This window comes from Thermococcus sp. 9N3, from assembly GCF_012027685.1.
Taxonomy (GTDB): domain Archaea; phylum Methanobacteriota_B; class Thermococci; order Thermococcales; family Thermococcaceae; genus Thermococcus; species Thermococcus nautili.
The window spans coordinates 1-18,407 of the sequence record NZ_SNUV01000004.1; the positions used below are offsets into that span (position 1 = coordinate 1).

20 protein-coding genes and 1 rRNA gene are annotated in these 18,407 nt (G+C 55.3%); 13 read left to right on the plus strand and 8 right to left on the minus strand.

The features are described from left to right. The 4 genes from E3E30_RS10675 to E3E30_RS10690 form a co-directional block, all read right to left on the minus strand. A 16S ribosomal RNA gene (locus E3E30_RS10675) occupies positions 1–625 on the minus strand; the annotation flags it as partial. Between the two features lie 382 nt (positions 626–1,007). Then, complete coding sequence (locus E3E30_RS10680; protein ID WP_167729619.1) at positions 1,008–1,847, minus strand: ribose-phosphate diphosphokinase; 840 nt, start codon at positions 1,845–1,847, stop codon at positions 1,008–1,010. 55 nt (positions 1,848–1,902) lie between these two features. Continuing rightward, positions 1,903–2,610: a DUF1614 domain-containing protein gene (locus E3E30_RS10685; protein WP_167729580.1), complete on the minus strand. Its 708-nt coding sequence runs from the start codon at positions 2,608–2,610 to the stop codon at positions 1,903–1,905. Continuing rightward, positions 2,603–2,971 (minus strand): ASCH domain-containing protein, encoded by a 369-nt coding sequence (locus tag E3E30_RS10690; protein ID WP_167729581.1) that lies wholly within the window; start codon positions 2,969–2,971, stop codon positions 2,603–2,605. The genes E3E30_RS10685 and E3E30_RS10690 overlap by 8 nt, the downstream gene beginning before the upstream one ends. A gap of 88 nt (positions 2,972–3,059) precedes the next feature. Here E3E30_RS10690 and E3E30_RS10695 point away from each other — a divergent pair, with 88 nt between their 5' ends. From E3E30_RS10695 to E3E30_RS10710, 4 genes are all read left to right on the plus strand, one after another. Beyond that, positions 3,060–3,695, plus strand: a complete 636-nt coding sequence (locus tag E3E30_RS10695) for an MBL fold metallo-hydrolase (RefSeq protein ID WP_167729582.1) — start codon at positions 3,060–3,062, stop codon at positions 3,693–3,695. Positions 3,696–3,704: 9 nt separating this feature from the next. Beyond that, the gene (gene radB / locus E3E30_RS10700; protein WP_167729583.1) at positions 3,705–4,370 is read left to right on the plus strand and encodes a DNA repair and recombination protein RadB; all 666 of its coding nucleotides are present in this window, start codon (positions 3,705–3,707) and stop codon (positions 4,368–4,370) included. A 108-nt stretch (positions 4,371–4,478) separates the two neighbouring features. Then, on the plus strand, positions 4,479–4,703 hold the full coding sequence (locus E3E30_RS10705) for an AbrB/MazE/SpoVT family DNA-binding domain-containing protein (protein WP_042690981.1): 225 nt from the start codon (positions 4,479–4,481) through the stop codon (positions 4,701–4,703). Next, a complete protein-coding gene (locus tag E3E30_RS10710; protein ID WP_042690980.1) occupies positions 4,700–5,086 on the plus strand; it encodes a PIN domain-containing protein in 387 nt (128 codons plus the stop codon). The genes E3E30_RS10705 and E3E30_RS10710 overlap by 4 nt, the downstream gene beginning before the upstream one ends. Here the strand turns inward: E3E30_RS10710 and E3E30_RS10715 are convergent. Together E3E30_RS10715 and E3E30_RS10720 are read right to left on the minus strand one after the other, a co-directional pair. Continuing rightward, the gene (locus tag E3E30_RS10715; protein WP_167729620.1) at positions 5,083–6,498 is read right to left on the minus strand and encodes a ribonuclease E/G; all 1,416 of its coding nucleotides are present in this window, start codon (positions 6,496–6,498) and stop codon (positions 5,083–5,085) included. The two genes, E3E30_RS10710 and E3E30_RS10715, sit on opposite strands and share 4 nt — an antisense overlap. Further along, positions 6,470–7,201 carry a hypothetical protein gene (locus E3E30_RS10720; protein ID WP_167729584.1) on the minus strand — a complete coding sequence of 244 codons (732 nt, stop codon included), beginning with the start codon at positions 7,199–7,201 and terminating at the stop codon, positions 6,470–6,472. Before E3E30_RS10720 ends, E3E30_RS10715 begins: the two co-directional genes overlap by 29 nt. A gap of 126 nt (positions 7,202–7,327) precedes the next feature. Here E3E30_RS10720 and moaA point away from each other — a divergent pair, with 126 nt between their 5' ends. The 4 genes from moaA to E3E30_RS10740 are packed head-to-tail and all read left to right on the plus strand — an operon-like array spanning position 7,328 to position 10,503. Further along, positions 7,328–8,254 carry a GTP 3',8-cyclase MoaA gene (gene moaA / locus E3E30_RS10725; protein WP_167729585.1) on the plus strand — a complete coding sequence of 309 codons (927 nt, stop codon included), beginning with the start codon at positions 7,328–7,330 and terminating at the stop codon, positions 8,252–8,254. A gap of 43 nt (positions 8,255–8,297) precedes the next feature. Further along, positions 8,298–9,245 carry a DUF835 domain-containing protein gene (locus tag E3E30_RS10730; protein ID WP_167729586.1) on the plus strand — a complete coding sequence of 316 codons (948 nt, stop codon included), beginning with the start codon at positions 8,298–8,300 and terminating at the stop codon, positions 9,243–9,245. Then, positions 9,142–10,167: a class I SAM-dependent methyltransferase family protein gene (locus E3E30_RS10735; RefSeq protein ID WP_167729587.1), complete on the plus strand. Its 1,026-nt coding sequence runs from the start codon at positions 9,142–9,144 to the stop codon at positions 10,165–10,167. Before E3E30_RS10730 ends, E3E30_RS10735 begins: the two co-directional genes overlap by 104 nt. A gap of 51 nt (positions 10,168–10,218) precedes the next feature. After that, complete coding sequence (locus E3E30_RS10740; RefSeq protein WP_167729588.1) at positions 10,219–10,503, plus strand: hypothetical protein; 285 nt, start codon at positions 10,219–10,221, stop codon at positions 10,501–10,503. A 201-nt stretch (positions 10,504–10,704) separates the two neighbouring features. Here the strand turns inward: E3E30_RS10740 and E3E30_RS10745 are convergent, their stop codons facing one another. Then, positions 10,705–12,222, minus strand: a complete 1,518-nt coding sequence (locus tag E3E30_RS10745; protein ID WP_167729621.1) for a replication factor C large subunit — start codon at positions 12,220–12,222, stop codon at positions 10,705–10,707. A gap of 5 nt (positions 12,223–12,227) precedes the next feature. Then, the gene (locus tag E3E30_RS10750; RefSeq protein WP_167729622.1) at positions 12,228–14,828 is read right to left on the minus strand and encodes a replication factor C small subunit; all 2,601 of its coding nucleotides are present in this window, start codon (positions 14,826–14,828) and stop codon (positions 12,228–12,230) included. Positions 14,829–14,876: 48 nt separating this feature from the next. Here E3E30_RS10750 and E3E30_RS10755 point away from each other — a divergent pair, with 48 nt between their 5' ends. The 5 genes from E3E30_RS10755 to E3E30_RS10775 all read left to right on the plus strand — a co-directional run bounded on the left by E3E30_RS10755 (position 14,877) and on the right by E3E30_RS10775 (position 18,333). Continuing rightward, positions 14,877–15,335, plus strand: a complete 459-nt coding sequence (locus E3E30_RS10755) for a metal-dependent hydrolase (RefSeq protein ID WP_167729589.1) — start codon at positions 14,877–14,879, stop codon at positions 15,333–15,335. Positions 15,336–15,390: 55 nt separating this feature from the next. Beyond that, the gene (locus E3E30_RS10760; protein ID WP_167729623.1) at positions 15,391–16,578 is read left to right on the plus strand and encodes a glycine C-acetyltransferase; all 1,188 of its coding nucleotides are present in this window, start codon (positions 15,391–15,393) and stop codon (positions 16,576–16,578) included. A gap of 274 nt (positions 16,579–16,852) precedes the next feature. Next, positions 16,853–17,092 carry a hypothetical protein gene (locus tag E3E30_RS10765; RefSeq protein ID WP_167729590.1) on the plus strand — a complete coding sequence of 80 codons (240 nt, stop codon included), beginning with the start codon at positions 16,853–16,855 and terminating at the stop codon, positions 17,090–17,092. Positions 17,093–17,351: 259 nt separating this feature from the next. Next, positions 17,352–18,155, plus strand: a complete 804-nt coding sequence (locus E3E30_RS10770) for a hypothetical protein (RefSeq protein WP_167729591.1) — start codon at positions 17,352–17,354, stop codon at positions 18,153–18,155. Positions 18,156–18,168: 13 nt separating this feature from the next. Continuing rightward, the gene (locus tag E3E30_RS10775; RefSeq protein WP_167729592.1) at positions 18,169–18,333 is read left to right on the plus strand and encodes a hypothetical protein; all 165 of its coding nucleotides are present in this window, start codon (positions 18,169–18,171) and stop codon (positions 18,331–18,333) included. Positions 18,334–18,407 lie beyond the last annotated feature (74 nt).

Genomic DNA, 18,407 nt, shown 5'->3' on the forward strand with positions numbered 1-18,407 from the left:
GGGGTACCCCCGGCCTCTCCCGGTCCCAAGGCCCGCAGTATCCCCAGCAAGCCCCACGGTTGAGCCGTGGGATTTCGCCAGGGACTTACGGGCCCGGCTACGGACGCTTTAGGCCCAATAATAGCGGCCACCACTTGGGCCGCCGGTATTACCGCGGCGGCTGCCACCGGCCTTGCCCAGCCCTTATTCCCGGAGCTTTTTACACTCCGGAAAAGCCGTGGCTGTGCCACGGCACTGGGGGTCCCCCCGTCGCGGTTGCCCGCATTGCGGAGGTTTCGCGCCTGCTGCGCCCCGTAGGGCCTGGACCCGTGTCTCAGTGTCCATCTCCGGGCTCCCACTCTCATGGCCCGTACCGATCTTCGGCTTGGTGGGCCGTTACCCCACCAACTACCTAATCGGCCGCCGGCCCATCCTCGGGCGGGCAGAGCCCCTTTCGGCCTGGGGACCTTCCAGTACCCCAGGCCTATGGGGGATTAGCCCCAGTTTCCCGGGGTTATCCCCCTCCCGAGGGTAGGTTACCGACGTGTTACTGAGCCGTCCGCCGGTGCGCGCAGAGCGCGCCCCATGACTCGCATGGCTTAGTCGGACCCCCATAGCAGTGGCCTCCGGCAGGATCAACCGGAATTGAGCAAGGAGTACGGCCGGTGGAACTCCCCTCAAATGGGGGAGTACCGATTCCCGTCCGGGGGTTTGGTCGGGGTGCCGGGCCTGCCTTACCCCCGAGGGGTCCGCCTTTCGGCGTTTCCTCGGGAGCGCACCTGGTGTGACCCGGACTGGAGGGCGGGGTTCATCTTTGGGTGCTTTGCACCCGTTCCCCCCGACGCCGCCGTCTTGGCGTCCGGGTCTTCGTCGCCCCCTGTTCGGGGGCTCCACCCAATAGGGACGAACCCCCGCAGTGAAAAATTTTTGCAAAACCCCTCACGGGGGAGATTTTTGAAAAAGAACCTGTTAAAATCAAGAACCAAAATGCACAAAAATAGACATAAAAATGTTAAAAATTTTTGCAATCAGAGGCGGAGTATTTCCGGCACAATGCTTATCTTCGAGACGGGAGTGGGTATCGTGTTCGTGACGGCGAGCTCGTCAACAGCCCTACTAACCCTCTCAATGGCACCCTCGGCAAAGACTCCATGAGTGACCCCAACGAATATTTTCCCCGCACCTAATTTCCTCAAAATTTGTGCGGCTTTGACCATGGTCCCTCCGGTACTTATGATGTCATCAACTATCAGCACGTTCTTGCCCTTAACGTCTATATCAACCGGTCTCATCTCAACCTCAGTTGGGGATATGCGCCTCTTCTCGAAGTGGCTGTACTCAAGACCAAGCTCCTCCGCAACCGCCCTGGCCCTCTCGCGGGCGCCTTTATCCGGGGCAAGGACTATGCCGTCGCCAAGCTTCTCGCGGAAGTAGTCCGCTATGACCCTCGCCGGAGAAACGTTGACGCCTTTACCAGGGAAGTACTTCAGTGTCTCGGGGTTGTGGAGGTCGAAGATGTAGAGTTCATCGTAGTAGATGCCGAGCGCCTTCATTATCGCCCTCACGCTTACCGGCTCACCCTCCTTCGTGACCCTGTCCTGCCTGCTGTAGGCAAAGTAAGGAACGACGGCGCGGAGTTTCTTGAAGCCCTTCTCCCTGAGCGCGTCCCCGATGAGGAGCAACTCAACGATTTTCTCGTCCTGTGGTGCGAAGGTAGAGCTGACGACCGTTGCTTCCTTGCCAGAACCGAGAACCCGAACGTACTTCTCCCCGTCGGGGAACTTCCTCAGCTCGACCTCGATGATTTCTCCACCGAGTTCCCTGAGCTCCCCCTCAAGGTGCTTCCCACCGCTCCCGATAACGAACATGAGCGCCACCTCCTTTGACGGCTTCCTGTTGAATTACCGCCTTATAAACCCACCGTCATACCAAGAGAACGGCAATAACCCCCGCGAGGAAGATTCCATCGAAGGTTCCGGCGCCACCTATGCTGACCATCGGGGCTCCAAGGCGCTTGATTTTCTCCCAGTTCATCAGGTCGGCCCCAATGAGAACCCCAAGCGTTCCGCTGACGTAGGCAACCAGCGTCGGGTTCCCGTCCCCGAGGAGCCAGCCAAGGAGAACCGCTATGAGCGGGGGAAAGAGCGTCGGCATCGCGATTCCAAGGCCACGAATCGGTCTCGCGACGGCGTTGCTGAGGAGCGAGGCGATGAAAACCGCGAGAAGGGTGTTCAGGAGAAGGCCGTACTCCCCGAGGTGGACGAGGCGGAAGAGCTCGTAGAGAACTATGCTCAGCGGGACCAGGGCACCGCCGACGTTGACGGCTATGACCGTCTTCCGCTCCTCCCAGTCGAAGTAGGGCATCGGGTAGAGGATTCCAAAGAAGCCGACTTCTCTAACCCGTATCACGGGCTCATAAGTTACCTCCTCCGCTATGGGTATGTTTATGAAGCTCCCGACGAGCGCGAATACGAAGAGGGTGATTGCCACACCGGGCGGAAGGCCGAGCCTGTCGAAGGCCATGAGAACAGCACCCGAGAAGAAAACGAAGACGAGGACGAAGGCAACCGCTATGAGAATCAGAAACGGCCAGTTGAGGGGAGGAAACAGGAAGCGCCGGACCTTATTCATCTTTAACCACCACGTTGGCCCATATCTGGACCCCTTTGGCCATCTCCACCTCCTTGGGGCGGTCGAACTTCTCGGCGTTCCTGAGCACCCACGCGTAGAGTGGCTTTCCGTTGGAGTACTCGCGGAGGAAAGAAACGCTCGCGCGGTGCTTGTCCTCGTGTTCAGCTAACTCCTCCGGCGTGAACGGCCCGAGAACGTCGACGAGCTCCGCCTTCCCTATGGCCTTTCCGTTGCTGATTATCAGAATCTCCCCTCTGATTTTCGTTCTCGTCTTCCTAATTTCCCACACCTTCTTGCCCTCGACGATTAGGCTCGCGTAGGGTTCCCTCACGATGAGGCCCTTTTTCTTCTCCATCGCCATCGCCCTTAGTAGGTTCAGAGGTTAATAAAACCAACGCTGGGAAAACTTTAAGTCCGCTTTATCGAAGGCACTTGAGGAGGTCGAACCGATGAAGGTCATCTGGTACGGTCACGCATGCTTCTGGATTGAGACGAACGGGGTGAAGATACTGATAGACCCCTACCCAGAGGTTGACGACGACCGAATTGGCGAGGTTGACTACATCCTGATAACCCACGAGCACACGGACCACTACGGAAAGGTCGAGCTCCTCTCAAGGCTCCGCGACGCCACGGTAATAGGCCCCAAGCAGGTCTACCTGATGGCGGTGGCAGATGGCGTTACGAAGGTCAGGGAAATCGAGGCGGGACAGACGATAGAGCTCGAAAACGGCGTGAAGGTTACGGCCATCTACGTCGAACACCCGTCGAGCCAGTACCCGCTCGGCTACTTGATAGAGGGTGACAAGAGGCTCCTCCACCCGGGCGACACCTACGCAGGCCCCGTGTTCCAGAGGCTTCGCGGTAAGGTGGACATCCTGCTCGTCCCGATAAGCGGCCGCTCAACCGCGAACGCGAGGGAGGCAACTCAGATAGTCGAGGACGTGAGACCGAGGGTGGTAATCCCGATGCACTACGGCGTTTACAACGACGCAGACCCGTCGAAGCTGGCCGAGGAGCTCAGGAAGAGGCGCGTGTGGGTGCTCTTCAAGGAGCCGAAGCTCTACGAGGAGATGTCCTTCTGAGGGAAAGGCATGCTCTCCACAGGCTCGCGGAAGCTCGACGAACTGCTCGGGGGAGGCTTCGCCCCCGGCGTGCTCACCCAGATTTACGGCCCCTACGCCACAGGAAAGACGACCTTAGCGGTCCAGACGGGAATTCTGAGCGGTAAGAAGGTCGCCTACGTGGACACGGAGGGGGGCTTTTCTCCCGAACGGCTGAAGCAGATGGCAGAGGCGAGAAACCTCGACCCCGAGGAAACCCTATCACGCTTCATACTGTTCACTCCTGCCGATTTCAAGGAGCAGAGGAGGATTATAGGCTCGCTCAAGAAGGTCATTGACGACTCGTTCTCGCTCGTCGTGGTGGATTCCATAACCGCCCATTACCGTGCCGAGGAGAACAGGATGGGCCTCCTAACTGACCTTAGCAGACAACTGCAGGTCCTCCTCTGGATTGCAAGGAAGCAGAACATTCCGGTTCTCGTCATCAACCAGGTGCACTACGACAGCAGGCTCGAAAGGACAAGGCCAGTGGCGGAACAAACCCTCGGCTACCGCTGTAAGGACATACTCCGGCTCGACAAGCTTCCGAAGCCAGGCTTGAGACTGGCCATTCTCGAAAGGCACCGCTTCCGTCCAGAGGGGACGATGGTCTACTTTAGGATTACGGAGAAGGGGATAGAGGACGTGGGCGAGTGAGATATTACCAATTTGGTATATTACTGAAGCCGTAATATTTGCAAAGCAAACCGGCCATTCTCGGAAAGCTTTTTAGTCTTCAAAGTCCCAACTATATTCGGTGAGACTATGAGCCTGACAAAAGTAACTAGAAACTACCAGATTACTATACCAAGCGACGTTAGGAAAAAGCTTGGCATCAAAGTTGGCGACATACTGCTCGTTGAGGTGGAGGACGGGAAGGTGGTTCTCAAAAAGAGCGAGCTTGAACTTCCACTGCTCCCGGGTGGAAAGGGGCTGACTGTTGAGGAAATCGAAGAAACCATCATCGAAGGCATCGGTGATGATGAATGACGGTCATAGACACCAACGTTTTTCTTTATGCGGTCCTGAAGGACTCGGAGCTCAACGAAGAGGCGAGGAACCTGCTGGCGTCACTGGAGCGATGGGTCGTTCCGAGCATGGTTCTATACGAACTCTACTGGTTTTTGAAGAAGAGGGAGTACTCGGTGGAAGACATCAACGGGGTAATCTCCGCGGTTCTCTCAAGTCCCAGAACAAAGGTCGTCGGCGACAACGGGAAATACACGAAGGAAGCCCTGAAGCTGACTAAGAACCCCAAGCGGTTCAACGACATGGTAATTCTTGCAACTGCGAAGGACTTTGGAAGGCTCGCAACCTATGATAAAAAGCTGAGAAAAGAGGCGGAAAAACTTGGAATCAAAGTGCTACCCTAAATCCTCTCATAAACCTCCTGCGTAATCCTCAGCACGGCCTTGTAGAGCTTCTCGCTTATTATGCCCTCTTCGTAGTGCTCTGCCAACTTCTCCTTGTCAATTATCTCCTTCGTTCCGTCCGGCCACCTGACGATGTCAACCTCGAGGTCAACGTAGCGCGCTCCATCGGGGTAAATCTCGACCGGCGTGTTGATGTTGTAGTACTCGCCCTTCAGGTTGCCGTTCTTGTCGTAATACCTGTGCACGAACCACCACTTGCCGGCCTCGATTTCAGTTATGGCATAATCGCCGAACTCTATCGGAAGGTCGAGGCCGTCGTAGAACTTGCCGGGCTTGAGGTGCCTCTTTATCGTGACCTTGAGCGGGTTGTGGCTGACTTCCAGAACTTCACCGGGCCCAATCCTTATCCTCTGGCCGTCGGGCTTGACGTGGTCGAGGCTGAAGAGCCAGCCCCTCCTCGGCCCCTTGTTCTCTATCAGAGCCTCCCAGAAGCCCTGGTTCACCTTCATCCTCTGGCCGGGAACCTTGGCGAGGATTCCCTCCGCTATCTCAACCGCGAAGCCGAGCTCGGGGTCTTTAGCCTTGAGCTGGTGGTGGCCCTCAACCGTCGGGACGACCTTGTTCCTTATCTCGTCGAGCTTCTTCTTGGCACCTCCACCGAACTCGACCTCGTAGATATTCCTGCCCTCGATGATGAGCGACGGCGCGAAGTAGGTGTCAGCCTTGGCCAGTCTGTCAGCGAGCTTTGAAAGCCTGACTATCTCGTCCCTCAGGGTGTTCCAGTCCTTGTAGGCCGCGGCGGTTCTCCAGAGGATTCCCCACTCGCCGAGGTCTATGCTCAGGCCGAGGATTCTGAGCCTCTCGCGCTCCTGGTTGTCCCTTATTTTCCTCGAAATCTTCACGTGCCTCTGCGCGCCTATCGGCTTGGGAATCAGGACCGCGTAGTCACCGGGAATCGTGAGGGTAGTGCTGAGGTGCGGCAGGAGGTTGTGCTTCTTCACCTGAACGAGAACCTCGTCCCCTTCGTTCGCCCTCGGGAGCTCGTTCTTGGGGAGGGTTCCTATCGCGCTCCCGAGGTCAACGTAAACGTACCTGTCATCAACCTTAACAACGAGACCCTTGTAGATGCCGTAAAGCTGGTAGGAGAGCCTCCTGAAGAAGACGTCGATGAGCTCGTCTTCGAGAACGGCTTTGGCCTCTTCAACGGCGTTTCCAACGAGAACGACGCCGTGCCTGTCCTTCTTGTCGTAGATGTCAACGTCGAACTCGTCGTAGGTCTTCTCAAGGCCGAAGCGCTCGACTATCTTGTTGCTCGGCTGGCTTATGCCGAAGCCCCTGTCGAGGAAGAGCTTCGTTAGGGCCGTTGAGTAGATGCCCCGAATCCTAACCGTAAGCCCTGTGTCTGTAGACACCTTCACCACCCCTCATCTTCTTCTCCACCACTCCAATGAGCGCCAGTCCTTCAAGGATTTCCTCAGCGTCTCTCACTCCGCTGAGCTTCTCCACGTTTCTCGCCTCAACCCAGAGCAGGCCCTTGGAGTGCCATTCGAGCAGGGCCCTCTCAACGCGGTGAACATCGGAAGGATGAGCGTAGAGCCTGTAAACGAAGCGAACGAGTGAGTCAAGCCTTTCCTCAAGGTACCTCGTTCTGTGGATTTCCTCCAGTATGCCAACGGGAACCTTTTTGTGGTTTTCGCCCAGGAAGGCCAGCCCCTCGACCTCGGCCGAGAGCTCGCCTATCGCCTTCCTCACCGCGTAGTCGTAGAGCCTGTGAAACTGGACCAGTCTGTCGAAGGAAGCTTTCAGCCTCGCCCGTGAGTTGAAGTCGTCACCGCGGAGGAGCGAGAGGACTTCCTCAATGCGAAACTTCATCTGGTGCTCGTTTTTGTAAAGCTCCTTCGAGAGCTCCTCCAGCCTTCCACCGAACTTCGCCAGCTCGCGGTAGAGCGACGAGGCCCTCTCAAGCTTCTCGGCCGAGAGCTCGTGCAGTGCCCTGAGAACCGCCTCAAGCTCCTCAACGCTCTTCTCACCGTAGAGCTCGGAGAACTTTGATTCAAAACGGGAGTGAAGCTTCTCAAGCTCCCCGAGAAGTGACCTGAGCTCGTCAACGTCCATCCCCGAAACCCCCTAAGGTAGGAGTTGGCCGTAGGCCTACTTTTACTTTTCGATTGGTGGAGTTAAACGAAACCGCTTACCCGAAAGCCTTTTTTAAAAGCTCGTGTACCGGGTTAAGGTGTTGCCATGACCCTCTACGACCGCTTCGGAAGACCAGTGACGAACCTCAGGATTTCGCTCACGCAGGAGTGCAACTTCCGCTGTTTCTTCTGCCACCGCGAGGGCCAGCGGTTTTTGGCCAAAAACGAGATGACGCCTGAGGAGATAGAAAGGCTCGTTAGAATAGCCTCTCGCCTCGGAATAAGGAAGGTCAAGCTCACGGGCGGTGAGCCAACCGTTCGGGAGGACATCATTGAAATCGTCCGGAGGATTAAGCCCTACGTTAAAGACCTGAGCATGACGACCAACGGGAGTCGCCTAAAGGAGCTCGCAGAACCGCTCGCGAAGGCCGGACTGGATAGGGTGAACGTCTCGCTCCACAGCCTCAAGCCAGATGTTTACAAGAGAATCACGGGCGTTGATATGCTCGAAACCGTTCTTGAAGGCATTGAGGAGGCGGTGAAGTATCTCTCTCCGGTCAAGCTCAACATGACGGTAATGAAGGGTCTCAACGATGGTGAAATCTGGGACATGATAGACTTCTCGGCGAAGACAGGCGCGATACTCCAGCTCATAGAGCTCGAAGCGCCGAGGGAGATGACGGAGACGGCCTTCTTCCGGAAGTACTTCTACCCGCTCAGGCCGGTTGAGAAGGAGCTCGAAAAGAGGGCTGTCGAAATCCGCGAGAGGAGGATGCACAGGAGGAAGAAGTATTTCATCCCGACGGACTACGGAATAGCCGAGGTCGAGGTCGTTAGGGCGATGCACAACACGGTCTTCTGCGCCAACTGCACCCGCCTGAGGGTCACCTCCGACGGGAAGTTCAAGACCTGCCTGCTGAGGAACGACGATTTGATAGACTTCCTGAGCGCGATGAGGAACGGCGCGAGCGACGCCGAGCTGGTCGATATTTTCAGGAAAGCCGTGTTAAAACGCGAGCCCTACTGGCGGTAGAAAGGTTTTTGTGGAGTAGCGCGCAGTTTTGAACGGTGGGACTGTGGGACTCAGCAACCTAGCCCCCTACTTCTCCGGGGCGATGCTGATAGTCATAGGCATCTACGGAATGGTTAAATCGTACTGGGAGTGGAAGGGCCACGATGAACCCATTCGCAGGCTTGCATTGACCCTAATGGTGTCCTTCGCCCTGTTCGGGGTCATCGGGGGCATCGCCGTGTTTTTAACTATCGCAGTTGACCCGGAATTCTGGATTGCCGAGGCAATCGTGGTAACCCTGGGATACCTTCTTCTTGCTAACGAATCTCTGAGCATGCTTGAAAAGCTACGGACCCCAGAGAAGAGACACGAAAGGAGGAAAGTAAAATGCGCCCTCCCCGTTGCCGGAATCATTAAGTCTCGTGATGACGCAATCACATTGCTGAAGGCAATAGACAGCTATGCTGACCTCCCACTGCTCGTCATCGGAAGGGAACATCCAGAGGAGTGGAGAAACAAAACGGGAGTAGAACCCGACGATTACATCTGGCTCACGAGGGTTGAGCACAAAAAGGCGGTAAGCCCGAGCAGCCTGCACGTTCTCAGCGGGAAGGTAATAGGATTCATAAGGGACAACCCCGGCGGAGTAGTTTACATCGAGGGTATCGAGTACATGCTCTTCTACTCGGATTTCAAGGCCGTTGCGAAGTTTCTGTTTTCAATCAGAGACGCGGCGATGATAGAGAGCGCCCACGTACTCATACTAGCCAACGAGGACACCCTCAGCCCAGAGCAGATGGCAATACTGAAAAAGGAGTTTGAGGAGATAGACGTCGAGAAAATCCTCGAAAAGCTCATGGGGCCCGCGTTGTTCGGGGCTATTCCGAGCAGGAAGCGGAGGGATTTCAATGCCAGCGCTGAGGGTTCCGAGGAGGGAAGCGGAGCCGGTGAAGAGAAGGCTGAAGAAGCTCGGCCTCTACGACGGGAAGAGGAGACCAAAGAGGGAAGATGATTTCGTTCTATTACCCGTCATCAAGGACGAGAGGATTTACACCCTCGGCTACGAGGTTTTGTCCGTTGAGCTTCCGCTTCGGCCCGAGAGGCAGATATACAAGAACCTCGAAAGTGTTCTGGCGGAGAGACTGAGCGGGGAGGAGCTGAAGTACCTCAGGCGCTACGACGTTATAGGCGACATCGCCGTTATTCAAATTCCGCCCGAGCTGGAGCATCGCGTTGGGGACATCGTTTGGGGCCTGCGGAAGGTCCACCCGTTCCTCAAGGTGATAGCGAGGAAGGGCTTCCACGAGGGGGCCTTTCGAATCAGGGACTACTCGATAATCTGGGGCGAGAAGAGACTTGAAACGGTTCACAAGGAGAACGGCGTCGAGATTAAGGTTGATTTGAGCAAAGCCTTCTTCAACCCGAGAATGAAGGGGGAACGCTATCGGCTGGCCCAGTTGGTGAAAGACGGCGAGAGGATTTTAATTCCCTTCGCCGGCGTTCTGCCTTACGCTCTCGTGATAGCGAGATATAGAAAAGTCAAGATAACGGCCGTCGAGCTGAACAGAGAAGCCTACGAACTCGGGCTGGAGAACATAGAGCGCAACAGGAAGAGGCTGAAGGGTGAGATAGAGTTCATTCACGGCGACGCCTTCAAGGTTCTGCCCGAGCTTCCGAGCTACGACAGAGTCATTAGCCCGACGCCAAGGGGCGTTGACGCGTTGGCTTTAACGCTCTCGAAGGCCGAGCGCTGGCTTCACTACTACGACTTCGTTCACGAGGACGAGATTGAAGCCTTCAGGAGAAAGATAATTGGGGAATGCCAAAAGCTCGGAAAGGATTGCTCCGTGAGGGTGAAGAAAGTAAGCGACTTCAAGCCCCACGTGTTTAAGGTCTGCGCGGATGTGTATACTGAAAAAGTTAGTCAAACTTAGGAGACAGAGTTATAAAACGCTTTAGCGCAAAACAAATTAGGGGTGCTCCAAATGAAGCCCAAGGTTTGGAACGCGCTCATAGCCGGAACAACGGCCCTTTTTCTCGCTCTGTTCTTCTACGCCCAAGAATACTTCGTGAAACACCATTTGATACCGGTCTCCTTTGCAGTGCTTGGCGCGCTCTGGATGCTTAGAGCTTACGATGCCTACAAATCCGGAAACATCTCGAAACTCCGGCTGTACGGAACGCTAGTGCTGGTTGTGGTTTTCATAATCATTGGCATCTGGATGGATGCCGTGGATAACAGAGTGTTACTGCACATGGGAAGCACTTGAAGGGGCGCGATGTTAATCTCTCGGTCTTCTTGGTGGGGTATTGAGCGTCGGAGAGTATAACAGCTAAAACTCCAGCAAAAACTTCCACAGAAGGACGCACTTCACCGTTTCTCTCTGGAGTTCAATCTTATATCCTGCAGAATATAAAAACAGCAAAAATTTGTATCGCAAAGAATACATAAAGAATACAAAACGCGAAACTCACTTCTTCAGGAAATCAAACAGCGTCGCCTGCTTGCCCTTCTTCTTTTCGGACTTCTTCTCCTTCTTACCGACTGGCTCTATTTCCCTCTCGGCCTCCTCAAGCTCCTCCTCGCTGAGTTCCTCCCCTTCCTCGGGTTCTTCTTCGGGGGTTCCTTCCCCTCCAAGCTCTTCAGTTTCTTCAAATTCTTCGGTTTCCTCAGCCTCTTCCTTCTCCTTCGCCTTCCTGAGACCCTCGCGGACGCTCGTCTCCAGCCTGCCCCGCTCCTTGAGCTTCTTCTCGATGTTCATGGCCTTGCCCCATATCGTCTTGGCCTTCTCCGAATCTCCAGCGAGGAATTCAACCTCCTTCTCACTGAGGTCGAGGAAGACCGTGAAATGAGCGGCCAAATCGGGATTGTTCTCGAAGATGACGCGGAGGTAGTGGAGGGTCTCCAGGGCCTCAAGCCTGGCCATGTGCATCTCCTTCATGACCTTCTTGACTATCGAGTCCCTTAGCGTTCTCTCGGTCTTGCTCTCGGTGAGGAGCTTAATCGTCTTCGGCGGGTAAATCCTCACGAAGCCCTTCTTCTTAACTCCCGCAACCGCCACTCCAGCGGTCATCATGTCCGTTGCATACTTCCAGAGCGAGTAGTTGCCCGTCCTCTTCGCCCTGCCAAGGTATATGTCGGCTCTGCTCAAAGCTTCATAGGCTCTCGCTATGTCCTCGGGCTTGTAATAGACGTACGGCACGTTCTCGTCAATCCAGAGTAGGAGCTCGTCCGGGAACATGTCCACGCCGAGCGTCGCCATCTTTGCCCTTTTGGCGTTGTCGGTCGCGAAGACCTGAGCTAAAGCCTGAAAAACGCTCTTCTCGACGTCGCGGTAAGCTAAAACCTCCTTCGCATCCTCGACGCCACCCGTAACCACAGTCTGGAGGTCGTTTATCGCCGCTCTCAAATCGCCGTTCGCGCGCTTGGCTATCTCGTAGAGTATCTCCTTCGGAACTGTCTTTCCTTCACGCTTTAGAATCCTCACGAGGGCCTTTATGATGTCCCTCTGCGTTAGCCGCTTGTACTCAACTATCTGGGCTTTGTTCCTAATCTCCCTGGGAACCTCCCAGTAGTGGTTGGCGCTCATGATTATCGGGTTCTTGGCCCTATCGATAAGCTTCGCTATCTCTCGAGCACCGCTCGGCTCTATGTTGTCCGCCTCGTCGAGAAAGATTAGCTTCCGCCTCTTTCCAAGGATGTCCATCGTGTAAGCGGCCTGAACGTAGCGCTCTATCTTCTCGTAGGTTCTCTCGTCGCTCGCGTTGAGCTCGATGACCTCGAAGCCGTACTCGTTCGCCAAAGCGTAGACGGTCGTCGTCTTGCCGACGCCCGGAGGCCCGGCGAGGATTAGCGCCTTCTTCTTCGGAGGGTTGCCGTGGAACCAGGCCTCGACCCAGGCCCTCACCTGCTCTATGGCCTTCTCCTGGTTCACTATCTCGCTCAGCTTCCTCGGCCGGTATTTCTCAACCCAGGGAACTTCCACCATAGGAATCACTTACCCATAATCGTGAACTGAGCGAGCAACGCCTCGAGCTGTATCATCTCGTTGGCCCCTTCAATGAGGCGGAAGTTGTACTCACCTATCTTGTCCGCCAGAGCGACCTTCTTGTCCTCGGGAATCGGCAGGTTAAACACTTCCTTGTGCATCTGAATCAGCACGTCCTCACCGCTGAGGCCCTGCTTGAGGAGTATGTCCCTGAGCTTGTCTCTAGCTTTCAGGAAGTTGCCCTCCAACGCTAAGGTCATCATCTCGCGAACGTCCTCGGGGCGGGCCCTGCTGGCAACGAGGAAGACGTTCTCGTCGGTTATCTTCTTGTCCAGAGCGGCCGCCGCCTGGAGGACGTTGATTGCCCTCCTCAAATCGCCTTCCGCAACGTAGAGAATCGCCTGTAAGCCTTCTTCGGTGAGCTCAAGCCCCTCCTGCTCGGCGATGTATTTTATGCGCTTCGCTATGTCCTCGTCGTTGAGGGGCCTGAAGCGGAAGATTGCACACCTCGACTGTATCGGCTCGATTATCTTTGAGGAGTAGTTACAGCTGAGGATAAAGCGAACGTTGTTGGAGAACATCTCCATCGTTCTCCTCAAGGCCTGCTGGGCGTCCTGCGTTAGAGCGTCTGCCTCGTCGAGGAAGATTATCTTGAAGCTCGCCCCGCCTATGGGCTTCGTCCTCGCGAACTCCTTGACCTTCTCCCTAATCACGTTTATTCCGCGCTCGTCGCTCGCGTTGAGCTCCAAGAAGTTGTGCCTCCAGTTCTCGCCGAACAGCTCGCGGGCGAGGGCGAGAGCGGCCGTTGTGTTGTGGAGAACCGTCGGAAGGTTGCCGCCTATGAAGTTGTGGTAACCGGGCACATGGAGGTCGTAGATTACGAAGTTGCCCTTAAGCTTCTCGACCTCGACTATCTCGTCCCAGAGGAGCTCGTTCTGGGCGAGGAATACCAGGTAAGCGACACCCCTCTTGAGCTTTTCGTCGTTGAGTATCTCCCTTAAAAGCTTCAGCTCGGCCTTTCTAATCTCCTCAAGGGCCTCTATCTTCTCGGTGTTGCTCTCAAGGACAATCCTCACACTTGAGTTCCAGGTTCCGACGAGCCTTCCAATCTCGGCATAGCTTGAGTACTTCCTCGCAAAGGTGCGCATGGCCTCTATCGTTTCTTCCAGCTGAATTCCAAGGGCACCAGCAATCTTAAGGTAGTTCCTCAGGCTCGGCTTCCGCTTGCCCTTAATGTATTCAAGAAGTCTGTCAGGCCTTATACCGGTCTTCTCAGCTATCTCCTTCCTTCTCCTCGCGACCTCGTTCCAGTCTATGAGGATGCTCCTCGACAGGGCCTTTTCAAGCTTTTCGAGCTCGTCAAGGCGGTAGTAGATTTCCTTCATAAGCTCCCAGGCTATCCGCTTGGCCTTCTCCGGGCTCCACCGGGCCTTGTCATCGTAGAAGTTCAGCTTGAGCCTGTCCCTAACGTAGGAAATCAGCTCCCTGTCCGCGTAGAGCGAGCCGATGTTGGGATTGGGCCTCTTCACGAGCGCTTCGGCTTTCCTCCTCTTCTCCTCGACCGAGAAGCCGACCTCCCTGAGGAAGCGCGATATGTTCTCGGAGCCCGAGATGACGACGTAGTAGTAGGTGCGTCCTTTGACGGCCTTGCTCCTCACTTTGGCGACCACTCCAAGCCCCGCCAACGCGTAAGAGACCTGCTCTGCCATCTCCCGGCTCGCGGTTGAGAGAACTATCCCGTTCTTCTCAACGCCCGCGTCGCAGTCGAAGTAGGCCCTGAGGAAGGAGCGCAGACCCTTCCAGCCCTGCCCGGGTATGTAAACCCTATCAGCCTTCCTGCCGGCAAGGCCGAGGCTCTCAACGAGCTCCTTTGCCATCCTTGAGTTCACGTAAACGTCAGGGGCACGGTCCTTGTGGATTCTCTCCTTAATTCTCGCGTCCGGGAAGAGCCTTTCGGTGAGCTCCATGAAACGTTTCCTGAGCTTCTCGTCCGTGTTAGTGAAGGTTATGGCGTTTGTTTGGGCGTCGGCGTGGCCGTCGCCGATGAAGTAGCCGAGCCACTCAGCCAGGGGGTCCTCATCGAGAATCGCCGGGAGGAAGCGCGGAACTGCCAACCTGTCTCCGGGCCTGAGCTCCTCGGCCTTGACCCACTCTATTCTCCCGTCCTTCCTGTTCACGAGGAGCGGGTGGTACGGGGTTACCTTGAGCTCCCTGCCGAGTCTCGTTCTTATCCTGACGAGCTCATCGGTTCTGTCCTTGTAAACGTACTCGACTGGCAACTCCCTGAGTTTTCCATCCTCATCAACGCCGAGAACCGTTAGGCCCTTGACTGGGGTTGGACCAAATCTACCGTTGCTCAGCTTCTCGACGAGTTCACCTATGGTGGTCAGCTCACCGTTGATTACGACCTTGGCGTCTCCCGTAAGGCACTTTCCAACGCCTGGCGGCCCAGCGAAGAGCAGGTGGGGCATCGAACCGGTTTTAGCGTAGTGTTTGAGCCTCTTGACTATGTGCTCCTGACCGACGATGTCATCGAGCCTCTGGGGGCGGTACTTTTCAACCCAGGGCTTCTCGAGAACCTTAACCTCTCTAATCTCCTCGGTCATGTATTCCACCTAAACCTTTATGAGAGCCAAGAGTTTAAGGGCTTTGCCATGGACCCGCTCGAACATGCCTCGATTCCGAGCCTCGTCTACCTCGCACTCTCCGGCGAGCCGACGATAGCTGGACTCACCGCACTCGCCCTTGGCGCGGTCTTCCCGGACCTCGATGCTTTGGCTGAGGAGCACCGCTCATACCTCCACTCCCTCCTGCCCTTTCTCCCGGCCCTTCTCTTCGGCCTGCACCTCGGCGGTCCGTTCCTGCTCTTCGCCCTCGGCTGGGGGAGTCATCTCTTCCTCGACTTCTTCACCGGCGTCGTGCCCGTTGCTTACCCGCTCTCGCGGAGGGGCTGGGGATTGTCAATTATCGTCACCGGGCCGAGGAATTTTAGGGTTGAGCTCAGACTAATCGAAAGGTATCCGGACAGGAAGCACGATTACAGGCTGGAAATCGGCGGGAGCCTCGCACTCGCCCTTTTGGCAATCCTCACGGCAATAATTAGACTGCACTAACCGGTTCAGTGCAAAACTTTTATACCTCGATGTTCAACTAGGACCGGTGGTTCTCATGGGGAAGCTTGACTGGATTAGGGAAGAGCTCCAGGAGCTCAAGGATAAGGGCCTCTACGTGACCATAAGGAAGCTTGAGAGTGCCCAGGGCCCGTGGGTCGTCGTCGACGGCAAGAAGGTTCTCAACATGTGCTCCAACAACTACCTCGGTTTGGCGGCTCACCCGGAGATTAGATACGCGGCCATAAGGGCCATTCTCGACTACGGTGTTGGCGCCGGGGCTGTTAGAACGATAGCGGGAACTATGGAGCTTCACGTCGAACTTGAAGAAAAGCTGGCGAAGTTCAAGAAGCGCGAAGCGGCCATACTATTCCAGAGCGGTTACAACGCGAATCTCGGAGCGATAAGCGCCCTCCTCAAGAAAGGGGAAGACGGAGTCTTCATCAGCGAAGAGCTCAACCACGCGAGTATTATAGACGGAATGCGCCTCAGCGGTGCGCCGAAGGTCATTTACAAGCACATCGACATGGAAGACCTTGAGAAGAGGCTCAAGGAGAACAAGGACAAGAAGAAGAAAATCATCGTCAGCGACGGTGTCTTCTCGATGGACGGCGACCTCGCCCCGCTCCCGGAGATGGCGGAGCTCGCTGAGCAGTACGACGCGATACTCTACATAGACGACGCGCACGGTGAAGGAGTCCTCGGAGACAGCGGAAGGGGTATCGTCGACCACTTCAAGCTCCACGACCGTGTTGACTTCGAGATGGGAACGCTGAGCAAGGCCTTCGGTGTCATCGGCGGTTACGTTGCCGGTCCCGAGGAGGCCATTGAGTACCTCCGCCAGAGGGCCAGGCCGTTCCTCTTCTCCAGCGCGCCCAACCCGCCCGACGTCGCGGCGGCCATAGCGGCCGTTGAGATTCTCCAGAGGAGCGATGAGCTGGTCAAGAAGCTCTGGGACAACACCCACTTCCTCCAGAACGGGCTGAGAGACCTCGGCTACGACCTCGGAAACACCAAGCACCCGATTACACCGGTCATGCTCTACGACGAGAAGCTCGCCCAGGAGTTCAGCAGACGCTTATACGACGAGTACAACATCTTCGCTCAGGCCATCGTCTATCCGACCGTCCCGCTTGGAACTGCGAGGATAAGGCTCGAACCCTCAGCGGCCCACAGCAAGGAGGACCTCCAGTACGTCATAGATGCGTTCGAGGACCTCGGAAAGAAGACAGGGTTCTTGAAGTGAGGTTCTCCTTTTCTTCCATTATGCCCTGTGGACAGTGGCTGTTGTCAAGAAATCCCCCTGCATCCCCAGGAATCCACAAAATCCATTTTTGGCAAATCAGAAGGACGTTATTTGATGGTCTTTAGTGGTAAAACTTATAATTGACTTCGTTAAGAAGAACGTGGTGGTGATGGTGAGGGCAAAACGGGTGTTTTTTGTGGAGGGCCTCTCGTCAACGCTTCACCCTTGGTTGGCGGTTGTCGTTTTGGTGCTCAACTGAATAATCAAGCCCCAAATGAAGTACTACTCGGAGAGACCTGCGAGCATTCAGTTCCTAGCGGGAATGCCGGTTGGATTCATACTCGGCTATGGAGCGTTCAGAGGGGAATACCTCCAGTGGTGGCTGAATTACAGGGGCGACCTCCTAAAGATAGTTGCCGGAAGCAGACCCGCCTGGGTTCTCGCAGTACTGACAGGACTCGCACTATGGGGAATCCTTAGAAGGCCTAAAGAGAAGAACGAGAAAAGTGGTTAAATAAACGTGCCACACCACGCAAATCGCGGGCTTCAGCAGCATCTTCCCGACATCTCAGCCCATTTGCGTGACCATGCAACTCCTTTACTCAGGCTTCTTTTGAACTGTTCTAAACGGAAAACCCCGGTTAGAATAAATTTTTACTCGAAAAAAAAGGAAGGAACTATACTAACGGTAAAGAGAAAAGCTTATAAGGATGAGTTGAGTACAAGATATTGCAGACAACTTTACGGAGGCGAACCCCATGCGGTGGAAGTCATTGTTCGCAGTCCTGTTGGGACTGCTGATGGTCGGAGTGACGGCTGGAAGCGCGGCGGCGACATCCTCCTTTGCCAACCGGCAGATAATGGGACACCCCGGGCTCATATTGAACCCATTAACACAGGAGGAAAAGAGATACCTCTTTGAGCTGTCAAAAAGCGATCTGGTCAAGCTGGGCATACGTGAGGTTTCCCCGAACTCAATATCTGGCTTCAGCTTCAATGGCAGGTATGCTTTTACGATAAACACCTCGCAGGGACTGGTAACTGGGATGTACGACGGACACTCATTCGAAATCGCCATGGTAACCGCTGTTTCACAAGACCACGTTACTGTGAAGGTCGTCCAGAATGGCAGGGTACACTATGAGCATTACTCTATGAGTACCGTTCGCGAGCTACAAAACACACTGTCGAATGCACACTTGGAGAGATACAGGATTACAACTCCGGTCGGGGCACCTGTGGGAGCAATGTCCAAAGGAGGAGGCATCCTGCCCCAGTGGCACTTTGAGACGCACTGGTGGGGATGGAAGCTTACATTGAACGAACACGAGACTCAGGAGCTCATCGACTTCATGGGGCTTGGTGTAGTCGGAGGTGGTACTAAGATAGGGAGGGCAGCTCTAATCACTTTCCTAAAACGGCTTGGTATTACAATAGCAGAAAGCACCCTTGCCATTATAGCCGAAGGCCTTATAGCCCTTGGGGCCTATATTAAGGTGGTTGACGACCTTGGGGGCAACAAGGGTATATACATTGAACACACCATAGTTGTTCCCCTAATCATATGGCACAACTGAGGTGGTGACACGGATGGAGGTCTGGAAGGCCGCGGACTATGCCCTCCTCCTTTACATTTTGGCCGTTATCTTTTTGAGACACAGTGAATTCGGGAGGAGAAGAAACCTTCCCACAGATTTAATGTTGGAGATTGGGGCAATTGCGTTTGCACTGCTGGTTATTGTGGGGCATCCATAAGCCGGAGCCACGCCGACCTGCAGGTGCTTCAGGGGGCCAACTGTGGCTCCACAAGAAGGCCGGACAGGAAAATA